We start from the raw sequence: 25,407 nt of genomic DNA on the forward strand, positions 1-25,407 counted from the left end.
CGGCGGTCAGTCGGCCGCGGCGCCGCCGTCCTGCGGCTTCGGCTGCGTCAGCCACACCACCGCGGCGCCCGCCGCCGCCACCGGCCACTCGACGAGCCCCACCGCGCCCAGGATGCCGACGCCGGTGTACACCGCTGCCCGACGTGCCCGGGGAGACACCGAACCGACCACGTCCAACGCCCCGTTCGCAGCCCCCTTCACCAGGCCGGCACCGGGCACGCGGTCCATCACCGACAGCACCGCCCCCAGCGGCCCGGCCGGGCGCGACGAGGACGAGGGCTGTAAATCGGCGCTCTTGCTCATGAAATCTCCTGTTCCGGATGAGGGCACGGTTCCGGCGTGAACCTGTCCACCGGCGTTAACCTGCGCCATCTCCTGTTTTCCTAAACGTTCCTTGACAGCGACCGTGGATTTTCGTGATTCTCGATGTACGCAGCACCTCGTTGGGTGAGGCTTCTGCGCGGACACAGGCCACTGACCCCGAACGTCGAGAGACGCCCCGGGTCAGGACAGCTCACTCCGGATTAAGGGGTGCGCCCAAGTGGCTGCCCGGCCAATCTCGGCCGGGAATACGCCGTGCAGTGCTGAAGCCGTGACGAGAGAGGTGCCTTCCCGCGTCGCGGAGGCTCCTCGGCCCATGTCCGGCACCCGCGAGTGCCCAGGCCGCGAGGAGGTGAGGGGCTTGAGTCCCTGGCATAGTCCGGAGCCTGTTTCCGGCTCAACTCGCCCGTCATCGTCCACCCGTCGCCGACGCATCAACTGACCTTCGCGCACTGTCTCCTGCCCACAGACTGCCCGGGCATGCTGCGCGGCGGTTCCACGTGTCCGTCCGCGACCGGGTACGTCCTGCCCGGAGACTGCTGTGCGCATTCAACTGACGTGGCCGAACGCTGCCGCCACCGGCCTCACCCTCAGCTTCGTCCTGCCCGACTTCACCTCCGACTCGCTCCGCCCCGCCCTGCGCCGGGCTCTGGCCTACGCCGGTCCCGTCCTCGACGGCATGGCCGACGCCGCCGGTGCGGGCCTCCTCGCCCGCCTGATGCTCCCGCTGGCCGTCGACATCATGCAGCAGTCGCTGGAGAACCCGGTGCAGGGTTCGCGTTGCGGCCCCGCGGGGGTTGTGGCCTGACCGCGCGCACTCATTCGTCATGCTTCAGCGCGTACGCTTCGAGGCCCGTTTGCGTTCTTGATGGGGCAGCTTCTGACGAGTGGTGGGGAATGTGGGCCGGGGCAGGAGGGATGCCTTGGTCGCTCCTCGGGCGAGCTGCTCCTCGGTATCGGCGGGCAGCCGCGGCGGCGTGCGGGCGGTTCGGGTGAAGTCGAAGGCGGAGGTGAGGTCGCCGAACGTCCGCCTTCGCCAGGCGCTGATGTTGGGTTCTTCGACCTCGGTCCCGTGTGCTGCGGTCCAGCGTTCCAGGAAGCGCAGACAGGAGGTGTGGTCGAAGGCTTCGCCGGCAACCCGTCCGCCCACTGTCCAGGGCGAGATGATCAAAGCGGGTACGCGGAAGCCGCCGCCGATCGGCAGGCCTTCGACGAACTCGTCCGGTGTACCGGCCGGGGGTACGGGCGGGGGGACATGGTCGAAGAGGCCGCCGTTCTCGTCATAGCTGATGATGAGTGCGGTCTTGGCCCACACGTGAGGGTTCGAGGCGATCGCTTCGATCTTCTGCGCGATGAAATCCGCCCCTGCTGCCGGCAGGGCGTCGGGTTCCTCCGATGCGGCGGTGGAGGGAATGATCCAGGAGACAGCGGGCAACTGGTCGTTACGGGCGTCGTCTTCGAAGGCCCCGTCCGGCAGCCTGCGCATACCACGCTCGTACAGCGGGCTCCCGGGCTGCGCTTCCCTGAACGCCTTGAACCCGTTGAGGACACTGAACGACCCGTTGTCCTGCCCTTGGTAGACCTGCCAGCTGATTCCTGCTGCCTGCAGGCGTTCGGCGTAGGTGGTCCACTGGTAGAACGTCGGCGGGTAGTTGTTCGTGATCACCGGGCCGCCCCGGGTGCCGCCGGGGTCGATGGTGCCGGACATCCAGTACAGCCGGTTCGGCCACGTCGGCCCCATCACCGAGCAGTGGTAGTTGTCGCACACCGTGAATGCCTCGGCGAGCGCGAAATGGAAGGGAAGGTCCGCGCGGGTGTAGTAGCCCATCACATAAGGCGCGTTGGCCTTGTCGGCCTCACGGTGGGCGGGCATCCACTGGTCCATCTTCCCGCCGTTCCAGGCCTGGTGCTGTACTTCCCAGGCGTGGCTGGGCGACGAGATGGCCTGAGCGTTCGTCCTGTGCGTATCCAGCCGGAACGGCAGCAGATACCCCTGGGGGTTCGCCGTGTCCGGCTGGTGGAAGACACTGCGGCCGTTCGGCAGCTTGAGGACACTCGGGTCGTCAAAACCCTGTACGTCTCCGAGAGTGCCGAAATAGTGGTCGAACGACCGGTTCTCCTGCATCAGGAAAACGACGTGCTCCACATCTTTGAGCGAACCGCCCCGAGTGCGCCCCGCTGCGACGGCACGCCGTACACAGGACGGAAGAAACGACATCCACTCGCCGTCTGCAGCCACACCACGAGGAATCCTGAACCGACCCACTCCGTCTGTACTTCCTTCCCCGGTGGCCAACAGGCATGACGATGGCATAGAGCCGGGCCGCTTCGTGATTCTGTGACAGCTCCGGGAAAAGGAGGCACAGAGTCCCTGCGTGCACACGCTCTGCGTACAGCAGATCATCTGGATGTTGGCTCGTCCATCCCTCACATGGGTGTCGGCGGCTGTGAATTCGCCGTCCGGCAAGGAGGAGCGCGCATCTGACGGGCCTTCTGGGGTCGCACGGCCGACGGCTCACCGAACGGATTGCCGAGGCGCCGGATCGGTCCACCCGGTTCCGGATAAATCGACGTCGAGAAGTCCGAGGTTTTCCCCAGCCGAAAGTTTCGCCAAAAGTAGCCACGGCATGCAACTTTCGGACATGGCCGCAATGGGCGGGCACTTCCTAGCCTGGGAGCCCGATCAGGCATCCAAGGGATTGGAGCGGTCATGCGTAATTGGCGCAGCAGGCGGATTTGTGTGGCGGCCGTAGGAGCGATTGCGCTGGGAATGACGGGTTCTTCATTGGCGAGCGCGGACGGGCGGGTTTCCGGCGGGCAGCCGAAGGAGGGTGTCGTCGTGGAGGACCTCGCCCAAGGACGGCAGGACGACCCGGTGAAGGTCGAGGTGGACGGCCCTGCGCAAGTGAACTTCCGCAAGATCACCATTCCGCCGGGGGAGAGCACGGGGTGGCACTGTCACTACGGCAACCTGGTCGCCGTGGTGAAGCAGGGCGAGCTGACCCATGAGCTGAAGTCGGGCGGCACCCACACGTACAAGGCCGGGGAATCGGTGATCGAGGGCCGCGGCTACGTGCACCAGGGGCTCAACAAGGGCACCGAGGACGTCGTGCTCTGGGTCACCTATGTGACGCCCGAGGGCAAGCCCCTCGCCGAGACCGACCTGACGAAGTGCGATACGAACGCCAAGGGCCGGTGACGGCGCGGGCGTTCATATCAGCCGGGCATCGAGGGTGATGTTCCCGACCCCCGCCAGGGCCTGGCCGACGGGACAGTTCCGCTTGACCTGCTCGGCCAGGACGTCGAATTCGTCCTTCGGCAGCTCCGGGACGGAGGCGGTGACCGTCAGGGAGATCCCGGTTATTCCCGCGCCGGGCTCGAAGGTCACATCGGCCGTGGTCTCCACCCTCATGACGGTGTAGCCGCGTTCGGTCGCCTCGTGTGCGAACGCCATGGAATAGCAGGACGAATGGGCTGCGGCGATCAGTTCCTCCGGGCTGGTCGTGCCCTCCGGCTGTTCTGCACGTGCAGGCCAGGTCACGTCGTACGTGCCGATCCGGGAAGAATCGAGGGAGACGACTCCCCGGCCCTGGGTGAGATTGCCGTGCCAGCGGGTGGCTGCGGTGCGTACGGTCGCCATGGCGTCATCAGCTCCGATCCTGCAAGGGTGGGATCTGTCACCGCCAAACCTAGGGAGTCGGGCGGCGCATGGATATCACCTTTGGGACACTCCTGGTGACCAAGGTGGACAATGCCGCCCCACCGGTGTGGGGCGGCAACGCGTGCTCCTTTACTGGTTGTTGCTGTCCTTGGTCCAGTCGTTCCAGTCCATGTTCCAGGCGTTGAGACCGTTGTCGGGGCTTATGGTCTTGTCCGGGGAGTTCTTCACGATGACGACGTCCCCGATGAGCGAGTTCTCGTAGAACCAGGCACCGGGCGTGCTGCTGTCGTTGGCGCCCTTCACGTCCGACAGGCCTATGCAGCCGTGACTGGTGTTGCTGCTGCCGAAGACGCCGCTGCTCCAGTAGTTTCCGTGGATGAAGGTGCCGGAGGTGGACAGCCGCATGGCGTGCGGGACGTCGGGGATGTCGTACTCGCCTCCGAAGCCCACGGTGGAACCGTCCATGCGGGTTTCCTTGTGCTTCTCGGATATCACCATCTGCCCGTTGTAGGTGGGATTCTTGTTGCTCCCGGCCGAGATGGGGATGGTCTTGACGGTCTGTCCGTCGCGCACCACGGTCATGGTGCATGTGTCGACGTCGACGGTGCTGACCTGCGAACGGCCGATGGTGAACGAGACGGTCTTGTCCTGGATCCCCGTGATGCCGGACGACGCCTCGACGTCGGCCAGGCGGAGTTGCAGCGTCACGGTGGAACCCGCCTCCCAGTACTCCTTGGGCCGGAAGTCGATGCGGGTGTCGCTGAACCAGTGACCGACCACCTGCTGGCCGCTGCTGCACTTCACCGTCAGAGCGGACCCGACCGCTCTCTTGTTCTTGACGGGCTTGTCGAAGGTGATGGACACCGGCATGCCGACGCCGACCTTCGAGCCGTCTTCAGGGGTGAAGGTGCCGATGAAGCTCTTGGCAGCGGAGACGGTGGTGAACGTCGCCTGTTCGGTCACGGCCCGCCCCTGGGCGTCCTTCGCCTTTGCCGTGACCTTGTAGGTGGTCGCACGCTCGAGCGGGGCGTCCGGTTTCCACGTCTTCTTGTCCGCCGACAGAGAGCCCTTGACGGGAGTCTGCTTGTCGGCCACGACGACGGCGACATCGGTCAGTTCGCCCTTGACGGCGGTCACCGACGTACCCGCGACACCCGTGTCGGCAGCGCCGTCCGCCGGCGTGATCTTGATGCTTGCCGTCGAGGCCGTCCCGGCGGCGGCCTTGGCGCCGTCCGCCGTACTGCGCGATCCGCACGCTGCGATCCCCAGCGTGCCGCCGACCACGGTCACGGCGCCGGCCAGGAATCGACGGCGAGAGGAGAGTCCCATGGAATGTCCTAGTCCCCGCCACGCCTGCCTGCAGCAGGTCACGGCGGATGGTGAAGGGGAATCGTCGTGAATACCGGGGAGTCGACATTCCGGTCTAGAGCCGTTGGACCTGCAATCGGTGAAGGTCGACCGAACTGATCTCCGCTCGCGACGGGCCGCGGATTCCCGCAGCACCGGCCGCACCCCGGTCCGACGGCGAATCCGCGCTCGACACCGGCATGGGTGGAACGGGGTCGTACGAGAGGGCGGGCAGCGGCCAGCCCCTGTGGTGCTCGCAGTTCGTGCCCTTGCCGGACGACGTGTGCTCGGGTGAGTGCGCCGGCACCGTTTCGGCACTCGTGCTGCTTGCCGTGCTGATTCTCGTACCGAGGCAGCCCTCCGGCCGCAGCGCACCGGCCGTGAGGAGAAGCATGCAGAGAGCTGCGATCACGGACACAGTGCGTACGGACACGAGGACGCACCGGGTGCGAGCACGCTTCTGGGACCCGGTGCAACTCCTCATGCCGGGCAGTCTACCTATTTACCCGATATGCCAAACTGTGCTTTATTACAGGGCATTTACATAGTCTCTGCACAGGTGTGAGGTGATCCACCGTTGGTAGTCGACCGTTCACTGAGAAGCCTTCTGGAAGGCCCCGGCATGGTGGTGGCGCCGGGAGCTGCTGATGCGATCACCGCGCGCATCGTGGCGGCGGCAGGGTTTCCCGCCGTGTATATGACGGGATTCGGGGCCACAGCCAGCCGGCTGGGCATGCCGGACATCGGTCTGCTCAGCCAGACCGAAATGACCGAGCACGCGAGGAACATGACCCGTGCCGTGTCCATTCCGGTGATCGCGGATGCCGATACCGGATACGGGGGACCGAGCAACATCGACCGCACCGTCCACGAGTACGTCCAGGCGGGTGTGGCGGCGATCCACCTGGAGGACCAGGTCACGCCCAAGCGGTGCGGCCAGCTGAGCGGGGTGCGGCTGATGGACGCGGACACCGGCGTCAGACGCCTGAGGTGCGCCGTCCAGGCGCGCGGCACGGCCGACCTGCTGATCATCGGGCGTACGGATGCGCTCCCCGCGGCGGGGGTGGACGAGGCGGTCCGGAGGGCCCGGCTGTATCAGGAGGCCGGTGTCGACCTGGTCTTCGTCGACGGCATCAAGAAGATCGCGGAGCTGGAGGCGGTCGCCGCCGCGGTCGAGGGGCCCAAGGCCGTGTCCGTCGTGGACGGGAACGAGACGACCGCGCTGACCGCTGCCGACCTCGAGGACCTGGGATTCCGCCTGGCCCTCTACCCGCTGACGGCCCTGTTCACGGCGACCCGCGCGATCGCCGGCGCGCTGGACCACCTGAAGTCGGCCGGGACTCCGGCCGGGGGACCGCCGCAGCACGGCTACGACGAGTTCTCCCGGCTCGTCGGGGCCGGGTTCCACCAGGACCTGGACGACCGGTTCGGCAGCTGACACGCGGGGCGGAGCCACCGGCCGCCCCGCCCGGGCGCCGGGCGGGGCGGCCGAGGTCACGTCGTCACCTCACCAGTCCTCCTGCGAGACGTACGTGTTGCAGTAGGTCCCGGCCTTCTCGATCTGCTGCTTCACCACGGCCCGCTTCGCGGACTCCAGCACCTTTCCCTGGTCCGTCTTCACCCGGTAGAACACGTCGAAGGTCCGGCTGCCGCCGATTCCGTGGGCGATCAGCCAGCCCGGCGACTTCCCGGCCGATGCCGCGTACGTGTTCTCGTCGCCGCCGCGCTCCTTCACCACGACCTGGGTCCTGCCGGGGACCTTGACGGAGGTGTCCCAGGTGATGTCCATGGTCGTCCACCACACACTGCATTCGAGCGCGGGCTTGGGCACGGCCAGGATGGGCAGGGCCCCGGGCTCGAGCGAGGGCGGGGGCGGCGGAGCCGCCGTCGCGCGCTTGAAGACGTCGATGAAGGTCTCCACGATCTGCTCGGTGAGCAGTACCGTGTCGACCAGCTCCCCGACGACGGGCACGGCCTGGGCCGCCACCAGGGCGGCGAGGGCGATCGCGTTCACCGCGATGGCCTCGGGGTCGTGGTGCGCGATCCCGTCGGCGATGCCGAGCGCGTTGCCGACACCCGGGACGACGGCGGTGGTGACGGCGACCTTGTCGAGGGTGGTGGCGTTCTTGTCGGAGAAGGTCGTGGCCATGCCATAGGCCCAGGCTCCGACGCCGAAGGCGGTGGCCGCCGCCCTGGTGCCGCTCACCTCGGAGACCTTGGCGTGGGTCTGCTCGGCGACGACGTGCACCTCGTCCTTGCCGAGCCCCTGCGGCTTGCGCTGCGGAAGCCTGCCGGTGTGCTCGCTGTCCTCGGCCACCTTCCGGGCCGTCTCCTTGGCCTTGGCGCGGACCTTCTCCCAGTCGAGGTCGGCGCACTTGCTCGCCGAGCGTTTGGCGCGGGTGCCGGAGGACGAACAGGGGAGCGCGGCATTGATGAGCGCGTACGCCTCGTCGACGCCCTTGGGGCCTGTCTTGAATTTGTACGCGGTGCGTGCCTTGCCGCGCTCGGCCATCTTCCACGGGACGATGAGTTCGTTGCGCCCGGTGCCGTCGTCCAGTTTGAGAACGACGTTCTTCTCTCCGAGGGAGTCCATCAGCGGCCGGCCTTCGGCCACGCCGAATTCGTCCTTGATGCGCTTCAGTCGCCGTTCCTCGAACTTCGCGGCGGTTTCGCCATCCCCCTTGGACATGTTCACCGTGGCGACGGTGATGTCCTCGGGCAACGTCACCTCGACCACCGCACCGGCGGACATGCCGTCCTCGCCGATGGTGTACTCGGCGGCGTGATGGGGAGTCTCTCCCAGGTAAAAGGCCTTCCAGTTCGCGTCGTTGTTGCCTGCGCTGCCTTCCGGCCGTTTGATGCCGGCGAGGACCTTGTCGAGGTCCCCGGGCTTGACGCCGTGGAAGGCGGTGAGTCCTGTCTGTTCGGCCCTGGTGATGTCACTGCCGCCCGCGGGTTGGGGGGCGGCGACGGCCAGTTGGGCCGAGGCGGTCGCTATGAGGCCGGCCGTGGCGACCACGGCGCCGGTGCGGCGGGGCACGGGTGTGCGTCTCTTCGCAGGCCTGCTTCGGTCATGTCGTGCGGGGGAGGAGGAGTTCGGCATGGCACGAGCCTCACAGGGTGAGGAAAGGCGAAGCATCCGTACAAATCCGCAAGGAGTCTGCGGGTTTTCCGCAATGCTTCACCAAAGCCTCGCGAATGCCTTGTCAATGCCTCGCCCGTACTTCGCTGCGAATAGTGGCGGCCTGTTCACCGTCCGTATCCGGCTGTTGACAGATGCGGACATACACCCGGAAGCTGGTCGCACGCATTTGTCGCCGGCATGGGATGGAACGACCGATGGCCGAGTTCGTGCGCGTGGCCATCGTCGACGACCATCCCACGGTGCGGGCCGGTACCAGGGCGCTTCTGGAACCGGAGGGTTTCGCCGTGGTGGGCGAGGCGGCCGGCACGGACGAGGCGATGGCCGTCGTCGCGGAACGGCGGCCCGATCTGCTGTTCCTGGACATGCTGTTGGAATCGGGCCTGGCGCTGCCGGCCATCCCGCGTCTGCTGGCCGCCGCACCCGGTATGGACATTCTGGTGCACAGCATGCATGAGGACCCCGGACTCGTCCGGGGCGCGATGGCCGCCGGCGCGTCCGGCTATCTGCTGAAGAACGCATCCGTGCCCGAACTCGTCCTGGCGGCGCGGACAGTGATGGCCGGCGGTACGTACGTACAGCCGCGGCTCGGCGCCGGGCTGGCCCGCGTGCCCGGGCCCGGGAAGGAACTGACGCCGAGGGAGCGGCAAGTACTGGACCTCCTCGCCGACGGGCACACCAACCGCGAGGTGGCGGACCGGCTGATCGTGAGCATCCGCACGGTGGAGAGCATCCGGGCCGCCCTGCGCAACCGTCTGGGCCTGGTGACCCGGGCCGATCTCGTCGCATACGCCCGGCACCTCGGCGCCACCCGTGCATAGCGGGACCGGTGGACGGCTGTTGGGCCGACGGGTGTACGTGCACGGCCTCGTGCGCACCCTGTGCCCGGCTCTGAGCCTGATCGGCGTGCTGGCATACGTGGCCGACGTCTTCGTCGAGGAGCCGCTGCCGGTCGCTCCGGCGGCGGCGCTGACCGTCGGCTTCGCGACGGGGGCACTGTCGGCGACGGTCCGGCAGGCGCCGCGGATCCGTCGCCTGCTGGCCCTGGTGGCCTGCGGGTTCACGGCCCTCGCCGCGGACCGGCTGCTGACGGGGGCGGCCGGATACGTGGCGCTCGTCCTGCTGACGGCGGCGGCTGCGTATGCGATACCGGCCTGGCCCGAGACCAAGGCCCTGCTCGGACAGGGCCGGATGCGGGCGCTGATCGGCCGGCAGGAGCACTACGCGGCCCTCTTCGCCGGGGAGTTGCACGACGAGGTGCTCCAACTCCTCGCACTGACACGGTGCCAGCTCGAAGCGGCCCGGGCCGAAAAGGATCCCGCCGTGCTCAGGGCGGCTGCGAAGGACGCCGTCGGGCGCCTCGACGAGCAGACGTCGGTGCTGCGCAGCATCATCGCCACCCTGCATCCGGTGGCCTTGCGCGGCCTGGGCCTGACCGAGACGGTGCGCTCCCTCGCCTGGCGTGTGTCCGCCGAGAACGGCCTGACCGTGGACGTGGACGTCCAGGGCGACGCCCGGCACGAGCCGGAGGCCGACGACGGCGTGAGCCTGGCCGCGTACCGGATCGTCCAGGAAGCGCTCACCAACGCGGTCAAGCACGCCGACGCCGGCCGGGTCCGCATCCGCCTGGCCTATCGCCATGACCGCGTCGGCCTCTGCATCACCGACGACGGACGCGGCATGCCGCAGGACTCGCACATCCCTGAACAGGGGTACGGAATCCAGGGCATGCGGTGGCGCTGCGAGGCGTACGGCGGCACGTTCTCCATCACCCCGGCGGGCACGGGGAGCGGCACCGTCGTGCGGGGCACCCTCCCGGTGCACCGGAACCCGGCCGAGAGGCGGTGGCCTTCGGTCAGCCGGTTCGTCAGCCGGCCGTGACCATGGCGGGTGGCTGTTGGCCCGGTGGCGCCGTGTCGGGCAGCAGCTCGGCGACGAGTTGCAGAGCGCGATGGTCGCCGAGGAGAACCTGGGCAAGGACGGCAAGCGCGGCCAGGTCCTTGCCCAGGACGTGAAGAAGATGACGGGGTATGCGTCACCCCTGGGAGGGAGGCAGCGGCGGGGTGGTGTCGCCGTAGAGCCAGTCCTGGAGGAATCCGGTCAGGTCCTGGCCTGTGATGTCGTTGACGACGGCGATGTAGTCGTGGGTGGATGCGCTGCTGTTGCGGTATCGGTCGAGGAATGCTTGTTCAACCTGTTTGAATTTTTCGGGTCCGATTTTTCGCTGCAGAGCATAGAGGGCCAGTGCGCCTCCGTCGTAGACGGACGTGGAGAATTTGCTGTCCTTCGGCCGGGCCGGCGGGCCGCTTTCATCGCGCTGGGTCTGGTCTGTCCGGTGTATATGTGCCATATACTCATCGAGGTCGATCTCGCCGCGGTCGGCAGAGTAGAGGAACTGGTAGTAGGAGGCGTGGCCCTCGCTGAGCCACATGTCGCTCCATGTTCGTACCGAGACCGCGTCGCCGAAATGTTGGTGCACCAGTTCATGGAGCAGCATGGGGTCGGTATCGGGGTTGTCCAGCGCGTTGTCGGACACGATGGTCAGTGTCTGGGTCTCCAGTGCGGCGCCACCCGGAATTCCGAGCAGCCCGTAGGTTTCGAACGGGAATGGGCGGCCGATTTTTCCCTCCCACCATTCGAGTTGCCGGTTGACACGTTCGTGGGCTGACCGGAGTGCCTCTTCCTTTCCTTCGGAGGCGGCGCTGCGCAGCGGCAGACCATTGGGTCCGGTCGCTGTCGCGGTGGCCAGTTTGCCGACTGCCAGCTGTGCGACGTGGGTGGCGACCGGGTCGCGTGTTGTGAACTGGTAGGTGGTGCGTCCACCGTGGGTGCTGCGCTTGGTCTCGACTCCGTTGGCGACGGCGGTGTAATCCTTGGGCACGGTGACGCGGAAGGACAGCTTCGCCTTGTCCGACGGGTGGTCGTTGGAAGGGAAGAAGAGATGTGCCCGGTCGGGCTGGCCGAGGAATGCGAAGCCGCCGCCCTGTGTGCCGGCCCAGTAAGTTCCCTTTCCTGTGACCGGGCTGGGTGCCTGGTTCGAGCGGTCCGCGGTGTATTTCACCACGACAGTGAATTGAGACCCGGAGCGTGGCGCGCGGTCGGGGGTGATGAAGAGTTTTTCTTTCTCCGTATCGGTTCGGAACTTGGCAGGCCGTCCGTTGACGGTGACCTTCTTGATCGTCTGTCCGACGGAGTCCAGGCTGAATCGGGACAAAGTCTGGGTGGCGATCGCGCGCATGGTGGTCTCCGCAGCCATCTTCATGTCTTCCGGTCGGAAGTCGTAGGAGACGTCGTAGGACTGCGCGTCGTACCCGCCGTTGCCCAGTCCCGGAAAAAGCCGGTCATGGAGACTCGGAGCGCCCGGTGACGGCGTTTCGGCTGCATGTGCGGGGGGCGCGGGAAGGAGGAGGCCTGACAGCAGGCCCGCCACTGTTACGGTCAGGGGAATGAATTTCACGGGTCTTCGCTCTCAGTGTGTTCTGCGAGGATTCTTCTGAAGCGTTACGAGGCGCGTAGCAGGCTTGAGTACTCGCTGTTACCGGTCGTCAACAATGGTCTGCCGTCCGGCAGTTACGGTGACGGGCGGCTGTTTACCCGGGGCCGTCGTTTCGGGCAGCGGCTCGTCGGCGCGCAGGGCCTCCCACAGTGCCCGGGCGTCCTTGCCGACCGGTACGACACGGTTGCGGTCGACGGCGTCCTCGGTGACCGGGAGTGTCACCATCTGCAGGTCCGCGGGACCGAGCCCCGACAGGCTCTGGGCGAGTCCGGCCAGGGCCTTCACGGAGGCGAGGGAGCTGTCCGTGGTGAGCGCGCCGGTGGCCGTGTCGGCCAGGTCGTACAGCTTCTTGGGGCTGGTGAGCAGGCCGATGTCCTTGACCCGGGCGATCAGCGCCTTGACGAAGGCCTGCTGGAGCCCGATGCGCCCGAGGTCGCTGCCGTCGCCGATGCCCTTGCGGGTGCGGACCAGCGCCAGGGCCTGTTCGCCGTCGAGGGTGTGCGCACCGGCCCGGATGTCCAGGTGGCTGTCCTTGTCCTTGATCGGCTGTGCGAGGGTGAGCGGCACACCGCCGAGCGCGTCGACGAGCCTCTTGAAACCGGTGAAGTCGACGTCGACGAAGTGATCCATCCGGATCCCGGACATCGCCTCGACCGTCTTGACCGCGCAGGCCGGACCGCCCACCGCATACGCCGTGTTGAACATCTGCCGCTCGCGCGCCGGAGCGGTCCCGCCGTCCGGCGTGGGGCACTCCGGACGCTCCACGAGCGTGTCACGGGGAATGCTCACCACACTCGCCCTGCCGCGCCCCGGGTAGAGGTGCACGATCATGGCCGTGTCGGAGCGGGCGCTGCCCTCGTCGCGCCCGTACGTCCCGTTGTCGCCCGAGCGCGAGTCGGAGCCGAGCACGAGGATGTTCATCCCGCCCTGGGCGCCGGCCTCGGGCCGGTCCGCGCCGAGCTGAGCGTCGAGGTCGACGGAGTCGATGTTGCCGTTGAGCTTCGTGTACAGCAGCGCGCCGGCGGCCCCGGAAACGATCACGAGGGACGCCGCGCCCCACGCCCCGTACCGCAGGACCTTCCGTGGACGGGCCGCGGGTTTCTTCCTCTTCCCCATGGCCCCTCACGCCGCCTTCGGGAAACTGAAGCGGTACCCCTGGTCCTTGAGCCACGGAAGCAGCTCTTCGAGGGCCTCCAGCGTCTGGGAGCGGTTGCCGCCACCGTCGTGGAGGAGAATCGTCGGGCCCCTGGACAGCTGGCGTTTGATCCGTTCGAGGATCGTCGCGCTGCCGGGCCGCATGTAGTCGCTCGGATCGACGTTCCAGCCGAGATTCCGCATCCCGTTGTCCGCGGCTATGCGACGGCTGTCCGGGGTGAATGCGCCGCCGGGCGCCCGGTAGTACCAGACCTTCGCACCGCCGGAGGCCTCCTCGATCAGCTTCTTGGCGTCGAGGATCTCCTTCTGCTGGTACTCCACGGACTTCTTGTCCATGGCGGTGTCGTGGCTCATCGAGTGGTCGCAGAGCCGGTGGCCCGCCGCGACGACCTTCTTCACCAGATCCGGATGAGCCTGCGCGTTCGGCCCGGTCATGCAGAACGTCGCCTTGGCACCGTGCTGCTCCAGCAGTTCCAGCGCCCGCGGCGTCCACTCGGGATCCGGCCCGTCGTCCAGGGTGAGGTTGACCGCCTTTCCGCCGCCCTCCGCCTCGCGCACGATTTCCGGATCCACCTGCTGTGAGTCCGAATTCGGTGAGGGCCTGTCCGAGGCCCGGTTCTTCTCCGGCTCTCTGCCGCCGTCCTCCGAGAAGGCCACCATCGCGATGAGCGCGACCACCAGGGCCACCACCCCGCCGGCCATCTGTATTCGCTTGTCCCGGTACATCTCAGTCGCCCGCATGCAACCGCCTGCTTCTTGTATTTCCTGCGTGCTGCGCCCTGTCGAGAACTACACGAGAAGAGGGACGGATGCGGAGGGTTGTCATCGATCCGTCACAAAACGGGGGTCTGGCCATCATCAACAGGGCCGCCCGGTCGGCCAGGTGCCCGAATGCGATCACCCTTCGGCTTGCCGGTCTGACTCAATGGCGCGCCGGGCCGCGGACGGTGCGGGCTTAGCCTCTGAGCGGAAAGTGACGCCACGTCAGAAATTTGTTCTTCGGTTCGTTTGCTGCTTGTGAGGAAAACCATGTTCTGTGCCCAAAGAAAGTGGCGCATCCGCACGTCCGCCACCGCCGCGGCTGTTGCGGCAGCGCTCGCCTTCTCCGCGGCAGCCCCGGCGTCGGCCGACGGGCCCGGTGATGACGGTGGTGACGGTGCCACTGCGACGCTGAACGGTCTCAAGACCTACGGAGATATCGAGCTGAAGAAGGGCAGCCGCTGGCAGACCGTTCAGGGCGGACTGTTCAACCTCTCCGTGGACGGTGGGGGCGACCTGCAGACGTACTGCATCGATGCCTTCAACCCCACGCAGTCCAGGGCCCGTTACCAGGAGACGCCCTGGAAGGAGAGCTCGCTGCACAACAACCCCGACGCGGGCAAGATCCGGTGGATTCTGCAGAACTCCTATCCGCAGAACCGGGATCTCAACGCCCTCGCACAGGCCGCAGAGGTTCCCGGACTGACCGCACAGCAGGCAGCCGCGGGCACCCAGGCCGCGATCTGGCGCTACTCCGACCACGTGGACACCCGGGCCAAGGACCCCGTGGCACAGAAGCTGGCCGCCTACCTGCACGACAAGGCACAGCCCCTGGCGGAGCCCGCCGCGTCGCTCGCCCTCACCCCCAAGGCGCTGTCCGGCAAGAGCGGCGAACGGCTCGGACCGGTGACGGTGACGACCGGCGCCGAGAAGGCGGAGGTGTCACTGGACGGCGGCGGCGAGGCGGCGCTCGTGGACGCCGACGGCAAGCCGGTCGACTCCGCCGCCACCGGATCCCGGTTGTACGTCGACATCCCCCGGGGCACCCCCGAGGGGTCGGCGACCCTCAAGGCCACGGCCACGACGAAGGTGCCCGTCGGCCGGGTCTTCACGGGCATCGGACAGCACCGGGGCAGCCAGACGATGATCCTTGCGGGCTCCAGCACCAGCACCGTCACGGCGTCGTCCACCGTGACCTGGGCCGGCGGCGACAAGCCGGGACCCGCACTGGCAGTGAGCGCGAAGAAGGACTGCGCCAAGGGCGGCGTCACCGTCACGGCGACCAACAAGGGCGACGAGAAGAACACCTTCTCCGTCGACGGCAAGAGCCACGAGGTCGCCCCCGGCGGTTCGGCCACGGTGACCGTCCCGGTTCGCGAGGACCAGCCGTACCGCATCGTGGTCACCCTGCCCGGCGGCAAGACCCAGGAGTTCAGCGGCGTGCTGGACTGCCTGACGTCCGGCACACCCGGCGCGGGCACTCCCGGCGCGGGCACGCCGAAGCCCTCGGCCACCCCGAGCACCGGCCCGGCCCCGCAGGCGAGCCCCTCGGGCGAGGCGGACCTGGACGGCAGCCTGGCCGCCACCGGCGGCAACGGCCTCACCGTGCCCATCGCCGTTGCGGCCGGCCTGCTCGTGCTGTGCGGGGGAGCCGTGGCGTACCTCGGCCGCAAGCGCCGCAACACGCACGGCGGTTGAACCTGGCGAAGGTCCTCGTGGCTGACCCGCTGCCGGGTCAGCCGCCGGGCCGGAAGTGCGGGCGCCAGGTCTCGCGGGCGGATCCGTCCGGGGCGATGACGGTGATCTCCGGCCACTTGTCGAAGGCGGAGCAGGGGTGGGAGATGCCCAGGTCCACGACGTCGCCGACGGACAGGCCGCCGGGGCCGGTGAGGACCAGGTGGTGGTCGAAGATCTGCGCCGCGGTGCCGGCCGCACCGGGCGGGCCCACCAGCACCGGCAGCCCTGCGTCGTGCGGCAGTTCCCGCTTGCCGGCGCCGACGACGGCCAGTCCCGGTTCGGGCGCCGACACCACGACCGCGCGGACGGTCAGTGCGGGACGGAGGCCGGGGATCGGGGTCACCTGCCGGTAGGTGCCGTGGTCGTGGGTGACGTAGCAGCCCGACCGCAGGACGCACACCGGCCTGCGGTGGGGCTGCTGCTCGCCCAGTTCGCGGCAGGCGTCGGCGGCCAGGTCGGGGAAGGCGGAGCCGCCGACGGTGAAGACCGGCGGCCCCGCGGTCACCAGCGGTGCCAGCGCGCGGAAGGCGTCGGTGGCGGTGCGGCAGTGATCGGCGACGGCGGCGAGCGTGGCGGGGTCGCGGCGGTTGGGGCGTACCCCCTCGTAGGCCGCGACGCCTGCCAGGGTCACGCAGCCCGGCGCCGCGGCCACGGCGCGCCCGAGCGCGGAGGCGGCTTCCGCCCCGCGGACGCCGGTGCGGCACCCCTCGGCACCCACGTCCACGAGGAGGCGCAGTGGGGTGCGCACGCCCTCCAGTGCGGTGACGGTGCGGGCGAGACCGGCCTCGGAGTCGGTGAAGGCGTACAGCTCCAGGTCCGGCACCGTCTCCAGCCAGGTCCGGATGCGGGCCAGGCCCGGTTCGTCCACCACCTCGTTGGCGATCATGATGCGGCGGATGCCCCACTCCAGGGCGACGTCCGCTTGATCGACGGTGGCCACGGTGACGCCCCAGGCCCCGGCCGAGAGCTGCCGTTCGACGATCTGCCGGGTCATCGTGGTCTTGATGTGCGGGCACAGTTCCAGGCCGCGCTCGCGGCACCAGCGGGCCATGAGGTCGGTGTTGTGCTCCAGGGCGGCCAGATCGAGACGCAGCTCAGCGGTCATCACGTTCTCCACTATCTCGTATGCTCTGTCCACTATCCTAGACATAGATACGAGGGGGCCGGCCCGATGGAGCCGCAGGAAGATCAATCCGGGATCGGGCAGCACCTGCGCCGCGAACGCCTGGACAAAGGATTCACGCTGGAGCGCCTCGCCGAGGCGACCGGGCTGTCCCGCAGCTATCTCAGCAACGTCGAGCGCAACGTCAACAGCCCCACGATCAACACGCTGCGGACCATCGTCGACGCCCTCGGCATCACGCTCAGCCGTCTCTTCCACGAGATCGACCGCCGCGAGCGCCGCGTCGTGACCCGCCCGGACCAGCGCGTGGAGCTCACCCGCGCCGGAGTGGACGGAGTCACGTACACGCTTCTGAACCCGGCCGCGGGCGGCCGCCTGGAGCTGATGATGCTGGAGGTCGCCCCCGGAGCCTCCTCGGGAGACCGGGCCCACACCCACGTCGGCGAGGAGGCGGGGGTACTGCTCAGCGGTGAACTCGACTACTGGGTCGACGGTGTTCACCACCGCCTCCGCCCGGGCGACACCGTCAGCTTCCCCTCCACCACCCCGCACCGCTACCACAACCCGGGCACCGAGCCGACGGTGTGCGTCTGGGCGGAGACACCGCCCGGATTCTGACGCGCGTTAATCAGTGGTCGGTGATGCGCTCGTTGAAGACCACGCCCGCTTCCGCACCCTCTGCCCACGCCTCGACCGTGAACCTGCCGGCTGCCGAACCCGCGACGAGGGACCGTGAGGTGGTGGCCACGCCGTCCGAACCGCTCGTGGCCACCGTGAAGTCGGAGCCGCCCTCGAAGCAGGCCGAATCGTCCATGACCCTGAAGACGACGTGCGCCTTCCCCACGGATGCGCCGTGCTCGTCCTGCACCACGACGCTGAGGGGGGCGGGGAACTTCTCGCCCACTGCGGCGCGTTGCCCCGCGCCCGAGCGATACCCCAGGTGATCCGGCGACCCGACGCCCTCCTTGACCACGATGCCCTCGAACGGCGTGAAGATGTCCTCTTCCAGCCACTCGGCCGAGGCATCCACCGGCCCGGGCTTCTTCGCCTCCAGCAGCGCGCTCTCGGCGATGCCCATCTCTTCACCGGATTCCTGCACCGGTTTGATGTCGGTCGTCCCGCCTCCGACGAAACGTGCCTGGTCGCCCTTGAGGACGAACTTGACGGTCGCCTTTCCGACCGGGGTTCCGTCGAGCCTGCCGGCCTTGACCCGGAGGGGATGCTTGAAGCGGGTGCCGACTTCCGCCTCCTGCCCCTGTCCCCCCTTCGGGGTGAGCCGGAACTTCGCGATGTGGAACATCTCCCCGGTTCCTTCGAGCCCGACCCACAACTGGGAGTTCGTGTCCGCCGCGATCCCCGACGGCTTCGAGCCTTTGCCGGTGTTGATGCTGCCGGACGTGTGCGTGGTACCGGGGAGCACGCAGTCCACTGCGTCGGCGGAGGGCATGGTGAACCAGAGCGAGCCGTCCGGCATCGCGAACAAGCGGTCGGGAACGGCGCCGGTGGGGACCTTCTGCTGGGACTTGTGGTCGAGGTCGTACTTGATGAGGTATGCGTCGTCGGTCGCCACCCAGAGGATCCGCTCCTCGCCGGTCTCGGTGATCGCGAGATGTCCGGGTGCCGCGGTGCCGTCGAGGCGGACGGGGTTCTTGGAGAATGCGCCGGTCTTGGCGTCGAAAGCGACCACGCAGCCCGAGCCGGGAGAGCTCAGCCAGTATTCCTGGGAAGTGCTCTTCGCGATGGCGAGTCCGTGCAGCGGACTGGGGAGCCCGCCGGACTCGGAAAAGGCGTCGGACGTACGGATGTTGCCGTCCGCATCGATGAACATCAGCGAGGCCATGCCCGAGAGAGTCGCGACGATCCTCTCGGCGCCCGTCGCGTCGGAGCCGATCGCCATGGCGGGGCACGATGCCGCCGTGCCCCGATCGTAGTTGTCGTAGCGGCCGTCACCGCTGCTGGTCAGCGTGCACTTGACCACACAGCCTTGACCGGATGCCAGCGCGTACATCCACACGGCCTGGTTCCAGGCGACGAGGGTTTCCGCGCTCCTGCCCGGGTCCGGTGAGGCGAACACCTTGCTCTCGTGCGGTTCCACGACAGCGAACCTGCCGAACCGGGCATCCCCGGTGACGAACCAGATCTGCCGGTCGTGCGGATTGTGGACGACGGACGCGGGCTTGGCCGAGCCGGCCAGCGGATAGCGAGGACCGGTGGACTCGTTCCCGGCTACGGACGGCATCGACGGGCTCGCCTTCTTCGGAGAGGTCATGATTCGTCCACCCGCACGCAGAGGGAGAGCGTGGTGGGCGGCTCCGAGTCCCCGAGGCCGACCTTCAGCACCACGCGCTCCTCCTCCCGGCCTGCCCGAAGGGCGGGCAGAGCGGCCCGTCCCAGGGCGTCCGTGGTCAGCAGGGTCTCCGTCGTCCCGTCAATGAACGTCGTGCCGCCGGCGGAGACCACACGGCAAGTGAGCGGCACTCCGGGGATGGGGATGCCGTTGCTGACGTACTGCACCACCCCCGACATTCCGGTGAGTTGTCCCGGCGTCGCCCTCCCCACCAGTTGGGCCACGAACTGAGTCTTCCCGACGGCGCTCCCGGGGTCATCGGGAATCGGGTACTTGCCGATCGACATGTTGGTCGGGTTGGTGTACCAGACCCATTTGTTTCCGTTCTTGTCCAGGCACAGTCCCATGGCGTCGCCGCCGCTCGGCAGCGCCGGGCCCGGCAGCTCAGTGATGCTCGTGTCCGTCTGGAAGCGCGAGATCCTGTTGCTGCACGCCACCCAGAGATTTCCGTCCGTGCCCAGCATCATCTGGCGGGGCTCCCCGCCTCCGGAGATGTCCCGCTGCTTCCAGCTGCGGAGTTCCGTGTCGTACCGGCAGATCTGGTTCGGATTCTCGGTGCCCACCCATATCGCGTCCCCTTTGGGGCTGGCGATAATGTGAACCGGTTTCTGGCTGCTTCCTCCGGGGAGCGAAATGGGCTTCGGTTCGTCCCCGGGGGCGAACCGGTACAGGCTGTTCGTCTTCCGTTCGTAGTTTCCCGTGGTGCTGACCTGGCCCGTCGCCCAATAGACGCAGTCCTTGAGTGCTTTCGGTTCCCCCGGAGCGGTGACGGCCACGGACCAGAGCCAGGTGTCGTAGACGGGGTTCTGCCCGGGGTTCGGGAAAGGATAGGTGCTTGGAGTGCTGGAATCGTCCTCCGGATCGCAGTAGCCCACCAGAGTGTGCACGGGCTCGGCGAACATGATCCAGTAGTTCCACACGGGCGTCTCGTCGGTGCCCGAGTTGATCAGGAGCGACGCGATGGTCTGAGCCCTGGCGTCATCGGCCAGCTTGAACTCGTTGAGCCGCTTTTTATTCTTGATGTCGTATTCGATGACCGGGTCGTAGTCCTGCTCGTGTGCGGGAGAGGCGAACCACACGACCTTCTTTCCGTCCGGCCGGTTCGGATGCGGGTCCGGAATGATCCCGGCGGAGAGCTTGCGGACGTCGTTGGTGACCGGGAGCTGATTGGCGATGCTTGTCGGATGGACCTGGACGAGCGTGCTGTTGTGGGTCGTCACCCAGAGGTAGCCGTCCGGCCCGACCGTGACGGAATGCGGCTTGACGGTACCCTTTCCGCTGCTGTCAGCGAGGAGAGGGTATTCTTCGGGGTTTCCGCTGTCCTGCATCTCAAAACCACTCCCTTTGAGTCGCGTTGACGTCGCTGCTCAGGACTTCTTTTCCCACCGCGTCACCGGCAGTCCGCCGGGCACCTTCAGCTCGAAGGCTCCGCCGACCATGTTGTCCAGTGCTTCTGCGTGGTCGTTGCCGGCGTTGAAGACGGCGGCCGCGAGGAACTTCTTGACATCCGTGCCCGATCCGCGGAAGGCCTTGACATCTGCCAGCGCGGAGTGTGCCTCTCCCGCGTCCCTGGCCTTGCTCATCGCGCCCAACAGGTCGCGGGAGAACCAGCAGTCGGGAATGTCGTCGAGGTCCCACTCGGCATACCAGTGGACGTCGTTGAGGAACGGCCGTTTCGGTACCCGGCCGTCGATCGCGACCAGATAGAAGGTGAACTTGATGTTCCCCAGCGAGCGCCAGTCGGCCATGTTGGTGTGACTGGAGATCCGGCCCGCGAGCGCGTTGTCGTACGTCGACGCGATGTCGTTGAACGACGGTGGCCGATTGCGGTCGGCGCCGCTGTAGTGGCGGATCGTCCACTTCTTGCCGAGCAATGAGGCCGACTGCCTCGCCGCGATCGGTTTGACAGGGGCCTGCCCCGCCGACTTGATGTAGTCGTTCATGTCGAAGGGGCGCTGACCCGGGCCCGGCGGAAACGCCTCGCCGGTCAAGTGCCCCATGAGGCCGTAGGCGTCATCGTTGCTGTGCCCGCTCGCCTCCAGGGCCTCGATCATCTGCTGCGCGTTGGACGCGTCCCGAACGGTCGGCGCTCGCTGCACCGTCAGCATGTGGGCCACCGCGGCGTTGCCCGCAGTGTGTTGCAGGTCGTGGAGCAGCGCATGAGGTCGGGTCGGAGCAGGGGCGGCTCCCGGGGACGTGCGCCGCTGTGCGGTGCCGCCGGCCGATCGGACGTCCAGGCGGGGTTTGTGTAAGTGCATGGGCCTCCGCTCTCGTGCTGCGGGCCAACGGCACTTGCAGTGTGCCCTCTTGGCCGTGCGGAACAAAGGGCGCGAACTTGCCGAGCATCGCGAACCGGACTGCCGTGGGGAGTTGGCTTGTTCGCACAGGGTGAGGGGTCACAGCGCTACATCATCTGACGTAGCTTCCCTTCTTTGCATGCGCGATCTTCCCGTGTCCTGGTTCGCTGAAGGTACGCATTCCTGAAGAGAGGGGCAAACTGGGCATGGCTGATCGTCCCTTGGCACCCGGAGTGTTTGTCACGGAGCGTCCGAGCGGGGTACGGACGATCACTGGAGCGGGTACGTCCATACCCGCGTTTCTCGGCTACACCATGGGTGGGCCGGAGGCGTCGACACCCCCGACTCCGGTGGGCAGTTGGGCCGAGTTCGTCGACACGTTCCACTTCCGGCCCCCGATGGGGCCGGACGAACTGGCGCGCGAGCAGGCGAGACTGGCCGAGGCCATCCACGATGCGGAAGTGGAACTGGAGGCACGGGAAGGGGAACTCCGGCAGAAGTCCACCACCGGCGGGCAACCGCTGGTCACCGAAGCGGAATTCGACAAGCTCGTCGAAGTGCAGACGGCCGACTGGGCCGGCGAGAGCGTCAGCACGCCGGACCGGGAGGCGGCGAAGGCGGTGGAGGCCAAAGTCAAGCCGGCCTTCCCCGATGAGTACGGACTGTGGATCGCGGCGGGGGACAAGAAGGTGTCCCTGCAGCACCGCCAGAGCGAACTGGCCCTCCTGGAAGCGTGCTTCGAGCAGGCGAGCAGCGTGAGCCTGCACGAGGCCGTCTACGGCTTCTTCGCCAACGGGGGAAGCTCCTGCTACGTCCTCCGGCTCGACCCCACCAAACCCCTCGCGAGCGAGGTCGAGGGCGACCTCGACAAGCGCACCGGTCTCGCCGGGCTGAAGAGCGTTCCGGACGTGACCATGGTCGCGGTGCCGGATCTGTGGAGCCGGGGCACGACACCCGAGGACGGCGCGACGATCCTCGGCACGGTGGTCGGCCACTGCGCCGCCATGCGCAACCGGCTCACCCTGTGCGAGCCTCCGCCCGACACCGCACCGGCCGATGTGCCGCAGTTCCTGACGCGGCTGGCCTCGCCGGATTCGGACGATGCGGCGTTCACGGCCCTGTACTACCCGTGGGTCGAGGTCCCCGGAGTGGACGGGATGCGGCGCACGGTGCCGCCGTCGGGGCATCTGGCGGGGGTGTGGGCCCGTACGGACGCCGAGCGCGGCGTGTTCAAGGCTCCGGCCAACCAGAACCTGCGCGGCGTCCTGGCGCTGCCTGTCCGTCTCACCGACCAGCGTCACGGTGAGCTGAACGACAAGGGCGTCAACTGCCTCCGTGTCTTCCCCGAACGGGGGTTGTTGGTGTGGGGTGCGCGGACGCGGTCCAGCAGCAGGGACTGGCGGTATCTCAATGTGCGTCGGCTGGTGTCGTTCCTGTCCGATTCGATTCGTCAGTCGAGTACGTGGGCGGTGTTCGAGCCGAACGACGACCGTCTGTGGGCGGCGTTGCGGCACTCGGTGGTGAGCTTCCTGACTGATCAGTGGCGTCAGGGTGCACTGCTGGGTCGTACGCCGGACGAGGCGTTCTATGTCATCTGTGACCGGACGAACAACCTGCCGGAGACGATCGATGCCGGTCAGGTGATCTGTGACATCGGGGTCGCGCCGGTGCGTCCGGCGGAGTTCGTCCAGTTCACCATCACCCAGATCGCCGGACAGCCCGGCCAGAACAGCTGAGCATCAGGGAGGCCACGCACGTGTTGACCGGTGACACCTTCAGCAGCAGCACCTTCGCCATCGAACTGGGCAAGTTCCAGGTCGAGACCGTCCAGGACGTCTCCGGACTGACCCTGGAACAGGACGTGGTCGAGACCCGCCAGGTGTCCGCGACGGGCGAGCTGATCGTCCGCAAACAGCCGGGCGCGCGCAAGACCGGCGAGATCACGATCACCCGCGGCATGGACAAGAGCACCGCGTTCACCGACTGGATCAAGGCCACTCTGGTCGACGCCGACCTCGGCAGCGCCCGGCAGAACATCACCATCGCCCTGAAGGACGCGCAGAAGCAGACCGTGCGCCGCATCCACCTCTCCAATGCCTGGGCCTCCCGCTGGGAGGGACCCCAGCTCGGGGCGGCCAACTCCGGTACCGCGACGGAACAGGTGACGGTCACCTACGAGGACATCACCGTCGAGTAGCGAGCAGCCGAAGCAGCCGGAAGGAGCAGCAGCGATGGCAACGCAGCCGAAGCCCCCGGGCGTCTACGTCACCGAGAGGTCCAGCGGCGTCCGCATGATCGTCGGGGTGGGCACCTCGACGCCCGCCTTCCTCGGATACACCAAGCTGTCCGACGTCACGCCCCCGGAACGGCCGATCATGCCGTTCCCGGCCGGCGCGCGCACGAACCCCCAATCGATCCGCGGATGGCAGGAGTTCGTCGACCGCTACAGCATCAAGGAACTGGGCGGCGAACTGGCCGCCCTGCTGAAGAAGCAGACGGACGGCACCATTGCCACCGGCGACCACAAAAAGATCCAGGTCCTCCAGCGGTGCTTCACGCTCGCCGAGGCGGTGTACGGGTTCTTCGCCAACGGCGGCACGTCCTGCTACGTCGTCGGCTTCCTGAACCCGGACACGCCGGTGACCGACACGGTCCTCTGGGGAGACGCCGAGGCCCGGACGGGACTGGGCGGTCTGGAGACGGTCCCGGAAGTCACCATGGTGGCGGTGCCCAGTCTCTGGGACATGACCGTGGCCGCAAACGACGAAGCGAGCCCTCCGTCCCCGGCATTGGATACCGGCAAGGTACTCATCGACAAGGTGCTCACGCACTGCACTCAACTGCGCAACAGGCTCGCGGTGGTCGACGCACCTCCGGGCCAACTCGTCGAGCCGCTGAAGACGTTCGTCGGTACGCTCGCCTCGCCGGATTCGGACGATGCGGCGTTCACGGCCCTGTACTACCCGTGGGTCGAGGTCCCCGGAGTGGACGGGGTACGGCGCACGGTGCCGCCGTCGGGGCATCTGGCGGGGGTGTGGGCCCGTACGGACAGCGAACGCGGCGTGTTCAAGGCTCCGGCCAACCAGAACCTGCGCGGAGTGCTCAGCATCCCCACCATCCTGACCGACGACCAGAACGGGACACTCAACGACAAGGGCGTCAACTGCCTCCGTGTGTTCCCGGGACGGGGGTTGTTGGTGTGGGGTGCGCGGACGAGGTCGAGCAGCAGGGACTGGCGGTATCTCAATGTGCGTCGGCTGGTGTCGTTCCTGTCCGATTCGATTCGTCAGTCGAGTACGTGGGCGGTGTTCGAGCCGAACGACGACCGTCTGTGGGCGGCGTTGCGGCACTCGGTGGTGAGTTTCCTGACCGATCAGTGGCGTCAGGGTGCACTGCTGGGTCGTACGCCGGACGAGGCGTTCTATGTCATCTGTGACCGGACGAACAACCTGCCGGAGACGATTGATGCCGGTCAGGTGATCTGTGACATCGGGGTCGCGCCGGTGCGTCCGGCGGAGTTCGTCCAGTTCACCATCACCCAGATCGCCGGTCAGCCCGGCCAGAACAGCTGAGGCGGCGCCCATGCAGAAGGTCGTCGTGCGGCAGAGCGACACCATCACCCTCCTGCCGGCCCTGACACCTCCGGCAACGCTCGTCCCGCCGCCCCCGATCCCCATCCCGCGCGGCACGGCGGGATTCCGGATCGAAGGGCTGCCCGCCTGCGTACCGGAGGACATCGAGTCCATGGTCGTCCCGCCCGTCCCCTACGCGACGCCGGCCTTTCCGACGCCCGGAACCGTCCGGCTCCAGTTCAAGGTTCCCGCCGAGGACCGCGCCAAGTACGCGAGGACGGGCAACGGCACGACGGAGGTCGTCGTCAACGGGGGTCCCCTCGAAGTCGTCTTCACCGTGCTGGCCCCGGCGAGCAATCCGGCCGGCACGGACCCCGTGACCGAGTACCGGGGATCGGCGACCCTTACCTGCCCCCGCACGCGCCCGGTGACGGCCGGGTAGACCCGTCG

General features: G+C 67.7%; 23 protein-coding genes and 1 riboswitch. Of the genes, 11 read left to right on the forward strand and 12 right to left on the reverse strand.

The window, feature by feature from the left end; all coding sequences use genetic code 11:
- Nucleotides 1-6 precede the first annotated feature (6 nt).
- Nucleotides 7-303: a hypothetical protein gene (locus tag ACLHRZ_RS17835; protein ID WP_490419434.1), complete on the reverse strand. Its 297-nt coding sequence runs from the start codon at nt 301-303 to the stop codon at nt 7-9.
- Between the two features lie 129 nt (nt 304-432).
- Nucleotides 433-611, forward strand: a riboswitch (M-box (ykoK) riboswitch).
- Nucleotides 612-862: 251 nt separating this feature from the next.
- On the opposite strand from ACLHRZ_RS17835, the gene ACLHRZ_RS17840 reads away from it, so the two are divergent.
- Complete coding sequence (locus ACLHRZ_RS17840; RefSeq protein WP_490419435.1) at nt 863-1,129, forward strand: hypothetical protein; 267 nt, start codon at nt 863-865, stop codon at nt 1,127-1,129.
- 24 nt (nt 1,130-1,153) lie between these two features.
- Here ACLHRZ_RS17840 and ACLHRZ_RS17845 read toward each other — a convergent pair whose 3' ends face one another.
- On the reverse strand, nt 1,154-2,539 hold the full coding sequence (locus ACLHRZ_RS17845) for an alkaline phosphatase family protein (RefSeq protein ID WP_490419515.1): 1,386 nt from the start codon (nt 2,537-2,539) through the stop codon (nt 1,154-1,156).
- Nucleotides 2,540-3,091: 552 nt separating this feature from the next.
- Between ACLHRZ_RS17845 and ACLHRZ_RS17850 the strand changes: the two genes are divergently transcribed.
- Nucleotides 3,092-3,520, forward strand: coding sequence for a cupin domain-containing protein (locus ACLHRZ_RS17850; RefSeq protein ID WP_490419436.1), 429 nt, complete (start codon nt 3,092-3,094; stop codon nt 3,518-3,520).
- A 12-nt stretch (nt 3,521-3,532) separates the two neighbouring features.
- On the opposite strand, the gene ACLHRZ_RS17855 is transcribed toward ACLHRZ_RS17850, so the two are convergent.
- Both ACLHRZ_RS17855 and ACLHRZ_RS17860 read right to left on the reverse strand, forming a co-directional pair.
- Nucleotides 3,533-3,961 carry an OsmC family peroxiredoxin gene (locus ACLHRZ_RS17855; protein WP_490419437.1) on the reverse strand — a complete coding sequence of 143 codons (429 nt, stop codon included), beginning with the start codon at nt 3,959-3,961 and terminating at the stop codon, nt 3,533-3,535.
- A 150-nt stretch (nt 3,962-4,111) separates the two neighbouring features.
- Nucleotides 4,112-5,311, reverse strand: coding sequence for a L,D-transpeptidase (locus ACLHRZ_RS17860; RefSeq protein ID WP_490419438.1), 1,200 nt, complete (start codon nt 5,309-5,311; stop codon nt 4,112-4,114).
- A 595-nt stretch (nt 5,312-5,906) separates the two neighbouring features.
- Here ACLHRZ_RS17860 and ACLHRZ_RS17865 point away from each other — a divergent pair.
- The gene (locus ACLHRZ_RS17865) at nt 5,907-6,767 is read left to right on the forward strand and encodes an isocitrate lyase/PEP mutase family protein (protein WP_490419439.1); all 861 of its coding nucleotides are present in this window, start codon (nt 5,907-5,909) and stop codon (nt 6,765-6,767) included.
- Nucleotides 6,768-6,836: 69 nt separating this feature from the next.
- Here ACLHRZ_RS17865 and ACLHRZ_RS17870 read toward each other — a convergent pair whose 3' ends face one another.
- Complete coding sequence (locus tag ACLHRZ_RS17870; RefSeq protein WP_490419440.1) at nt 6,837-8,369, reverse strand: hypothetical protein; 1,533 nt, start codon at nt 8,367-8,369, stop codon at nt 6,837-6,839.
- A 299-nt stretch (nt 8,370-8,668) separates the two neighbouring features.
- Here ACLHRZ_RS17870 and ACLHRZ_RS17875 point away from each other — a divergent pair, with 299 nt between their 5' ends.
- Both ACLHRZ_RS17875 and ACLHRZ_RS17880 read left to right on the forward strand, forming a co-directional pair.
- Complete coding sequence (locus ACLHRZ_RS17875; protein ID WP_490419441.1) at nt 8,669-9,292, forward strand: response regulator; 624 nt, start codon at nt 8,669-8,671, stop codon at nt 9,290-9,292.
- Nucleotides 9,293-9,311: 19 nt separating this feature from the next.
- Complete coding sequence (locus ACLHRZ_RS17880; RefSeq protein WP_490419442.1) at nt 9,312-10,352, forward strand: sensor histidine kinase; 1,041 nt, start codon at nt 9,312-9,314, stop codon at nt 10,350-10,352.
- Nucleotides 10,353-10,506: 154 nt separating this feature from the next.
- Here the strand turns inward: ACLHRZ_RS17880 and ACLHRZ_RS17885 are convergent, their stop codons facing one another.
- From ACLHRZ_RS17885 to ACLHRZ_RS17895, 3 genes are all read right to left on the reverse strand, one after another.
- A complete protein-coding gene (locus ACLHRZ_RS17885; RefSeq protein WP_490419443.1) occupies nt 10,507-11,928 on the reverse strand; it encodes a M1 family metallopeptidase in 1,422 nt (473 codons plus the stop codon).
- Between the two features lie 78 nt (nt 11,929-12,006).
- On the reverse strand, nt 12,007-13,083 hold the full coding sequence (locus ACLHRZ_RS17890; protein WP_490419444.1) for an LCP family protein: 1,077 nt from the start codon (nt 13,081-13,083) through the stop codon (nt 12,007-12,009).
- 6 nt (nt 13,084-13,089) lie between these two features.
- Complete coding sequence (locus tag ACLHRZ_RS17895) at nt 13,090-13,863, reverse strand: polysaccharide deacetylase family protein (protein WP_490419445.1); 774 nt, start codon at nt 13,861-13,863, stop codon at nt 13,090-13,092.
- A 288-nt stretch (nt 13,864-14,151) separates the two neighbouring features.
- Between ACLHRZ_RS17895 and ACLHRZ_RS17900 the strand changes: the two genes are divergently transcribed.
- Nucleotides 14,152-15,579 (forward strand): thioester domain-containing protein, encoded by a 1,428-nt coding sequence (locus ACLHRZ_RS17900; protein WP_490419446.1) that lies wholly within the window; start codon nt 14,152-14,154, stop codon nt 15,577-15,579.
- Nucleotides 15,580-15,616: 37 nt separating this feature from the next.
- Here ACLHRZ_RS17900 and ACLHRZ_RS17905 read toward each other — a convergent pair whose 3' ends face one another.
- Nucleotides 15,617-16,723: an alanine racemase gene (locus ACLHRZ_RS17905; RefSeq protein WP_490419447.1), complete on the reverse strand. Its 1,107-nt coding sequence runs from the start codon at nt 16,721-16,723 to the stop codon at nt 15,617-15,619.
- 66 nt (nt 16,724-16,789) lie between these two features.
- Here ACLHRZ_RS17905 and ACLHRZ_RS17910 point away from each other — a divergent pair, with 66 nt between their 5' ends.
- On the forward strand, nt 16,790-17,359 hold the full coding sequence (locus tag ACLHRZ_RS17910) for a helix-turn-helix domain-containing protein (RefSeq protein ID WP_490419448.1): 570 nt from the start codon (nt 16,790-16,792) through the stop codon (nt 17,357-17,359).
- Between the two features lie 10 nt (nt 17,360-17,369).
- Here ACLHRZ_RS17910 and ACLHRZ_RS17915 read toward each other — a convergent pair whose 3' ends face one another.
- From ACLHRZ_RS17915 to ACLHRZ_RS17925, 3 genes are read right to left on the reverse strand one after another with little or no spacing between them, the layout of a single operon-like run.
- Nucleotides 17,370-19,010 (reverse strand): NHL repeat-containing protein, encoded by a 1,641-nt coding sequence (locus ACLHRZ_RS17915; RefSeq protein ID WP_490419449.1) that lies wholly within the window; start codon nt 19,008-19,010, stop codon nt 17,370-17,372.
- On the reverse strand, nt 19,007-20,416 hold the full coding sequence (locus tag ACLHRZ_RS17920) for an NHL repeat-containing protein (protein ID WP_490419450.1): 1,410 nt from the start codon (nt 20,414-20,416) through the stop codon (nt 19,007-19,009). The genes ACLHRZ_RS17915 and ACLHRZ_RS17920 overlap by 4 nt, the downstream gene beginning before the upstream one ends.
- 39 nt (nt 20,417-20,455) lie before the next feature.
- A complete protein-coding gene (locus ACLHRZ_RS17925; protein WP_490419451.1) occupies nt 20,456-21,346 on the reverse strand; it encodes a hypothetical protein in 891 nt (296 codons plus the stop codon).
- A gap of 245 nt (nt 21,347-21,591) precedes the next feature.
- Between ACLHRZ_RS17925 and ACLHRZ_RS17930 the strand changes: the two genes are divergently transcribed.
- The 4 genes from ACLHRZ_RS17930 to ACLHRZ_RS17945 are packed head-to-tail and all read left to right on the forward strand — an operon-like array spanning nt 21,592 to nt 25,399.
- On the forward strand, nt 21,592-23,121 hold the full coding sequence (locus tag ACLHRZ_RS17930) for a phage tail sheath family protein (protein ID WP_490419452.1): 1,530 nt from the start codon (nt 21,592-21,594) through the stop codon (nt 23,119-23,121).
- Between the two features lie 20 nt (nt 23,122-23,141).
- Nucleotides 23,142-23,582 carry a phage tail protein gene (locus ACLHRZ_RS17935; protein WP_490419453.1) on the forward strand — a complete coding sequence of 147 codons (441 nt, stop codon included), beginning with the start codon at nt 23,142-23,144 and terminating at the stop codon, nt 23,580-23,582.
- A gap of 34 nt (nt 23,583-23,616) precedes the next feature.
- Nucleotides 23,617-24,957, forward strand: coding sequence for a phage tail sheath family protein (locus ACLHRZ_RS17940; RefSeq protein ID WP_490419454.1), 1,341 nt, complete (start codon nt 23,617-23,619; stop codon nt 24,955-24,957).
- 10 nt (nt 24,958-24,967) lie between these two features.
- A complete protein-coding gene (locus ACLHRZ_RS17945; protein WP_490419455.1) occupies nt 24,968-25,399 on the forward strand; it encodes a contractile injection system spike tip protein in 432 nt (143 codons plus the stop codon).
- Nucleotides 25,400-25,407: the final 8 nt, after the last annotated feature.

The organism is Streptomyces sp. AM25, assembly GCF_058146165.1.

Coding starts and splice junctions, on each gene's coding strand:
- ACLHRZ_RS17835 (WP_490419434.1), bottom strand. CDS start 303: ATGAGCAAGAGCGCCGATTTACAGCCCTCGTCCTCGTCGCGCCCGGCC.
- ACLHRZ_RS17845 (WP_490419515.1), bottom strand. CDS start 2,539: ATGTCGTTTCTTCCGTCCTGTGTACGGCGTGCCGTCGCAGCGGGGCGC.
- ACLHRZ_RS17850 (WP_490419436.1), top strand. CDS start 3,092: ATGACGGGTTCTTCATTGGCGAGCGCGGACGGGCGGGTTTCCGGCGGG.
- ACLHRZ_RS17855 (WP_490419437.1), bottom strand. CDS start 3,961: ATGGCGACCGTACGCACCGCAGCCACCCGCTGGCACGGCAATCTCACC.
- ACLHRZ_RS17860 (WP_490419438.1), bottom strand. CDS start 5,311: ATGGGACTCTCCTCTCGCCGTCGATTCCTGGCCGGCGCCGTGACCGTG.
- ACLHRZ_RS17875 (WP_490419441.1), top strand. CDS start 8,669: ATGGCCGAGTTCGTGCGCGTGGCCATCGTCGACGACCATCCCACGGTG.
- ACLHRZ_RS17890 (WP_490419444.1), bottom strand. CDS start 13,083: ATGGGGAAGAGGAAGAAACCCGCGGCCCGTCCACGGAAGGTCCTGCGG.
- ACLHRZ_RS17895 (WP_490419445.1), bottom strand. CDS start 13,863: ATGCGGGCGACTGAGATGTACCGGGACAAGCGAATACAGATGGCCGGC.
- ACLHRZ_RS17900 (WP_490419446.1), top strand. CDS start 14,152: ATGTTCTGTGCCCAAAGAAAGTGGCGCATCCGCACGTCCGCCACCGCC.
- ACLHRZ_RS17905 (WP_490419447.1), bottom strand. CDS start 16,723: ATGACCGCTGAGCTGCGTCTCGATCTGGCCGCCCTGGAGCACAACACC.
- ACLHRZ_RS17910 (WP_490419448.1), top strand. CDS start 16,790: ATGGAGCCGCAGGAAGATCAATCCGGGATCGGGCAGCACCTGCGCCGC.
- ACLHRZ_RS17915 (WP_490419449.1), bottom strand. CDS start 19,010: ATGACCTCTCCGAAGAAGGCGAGCCCGTCGATGCCGTCCGTAGCCGGG.
- ACLHRZ_RS17920 (WP_490419450.1), bottom strand. CDS start 20,416: ATGCAGGACAGCGGAAACCCCGAAGAATACCCTCTCCTCGCTGACAGC.
- ACLHRZ_RS17925 (WP_490419451.1), bottom strand. CDS start 21,346: ATGCACTTACACAAACCCCGCCTGGACGTCCGATCGGCCGGCGGCACC.
- ACLHRZ_RS17930 (WP_490419452.1), top strand. CDS start 21,592: ATGGCTGATCGTCCCTTGGCACCCGGAGTGTTTGTCACGGAGCGTCCG.
- ACLHRZ_RS17940 (WP_490419454.1), top strand. CDS start 23,617: ATGGCAACGCAGCCGAAGCCCCCGGGCGTCTACGTCACCGAGAGGTCC.
- ACLHRZ_RS17945 (WP_490419455.1), top strand. CDS start 24,968: ATGCAGAAGGTCGTCGTGCGGCAGAGCGACACCATCACCCTCCTGCCG.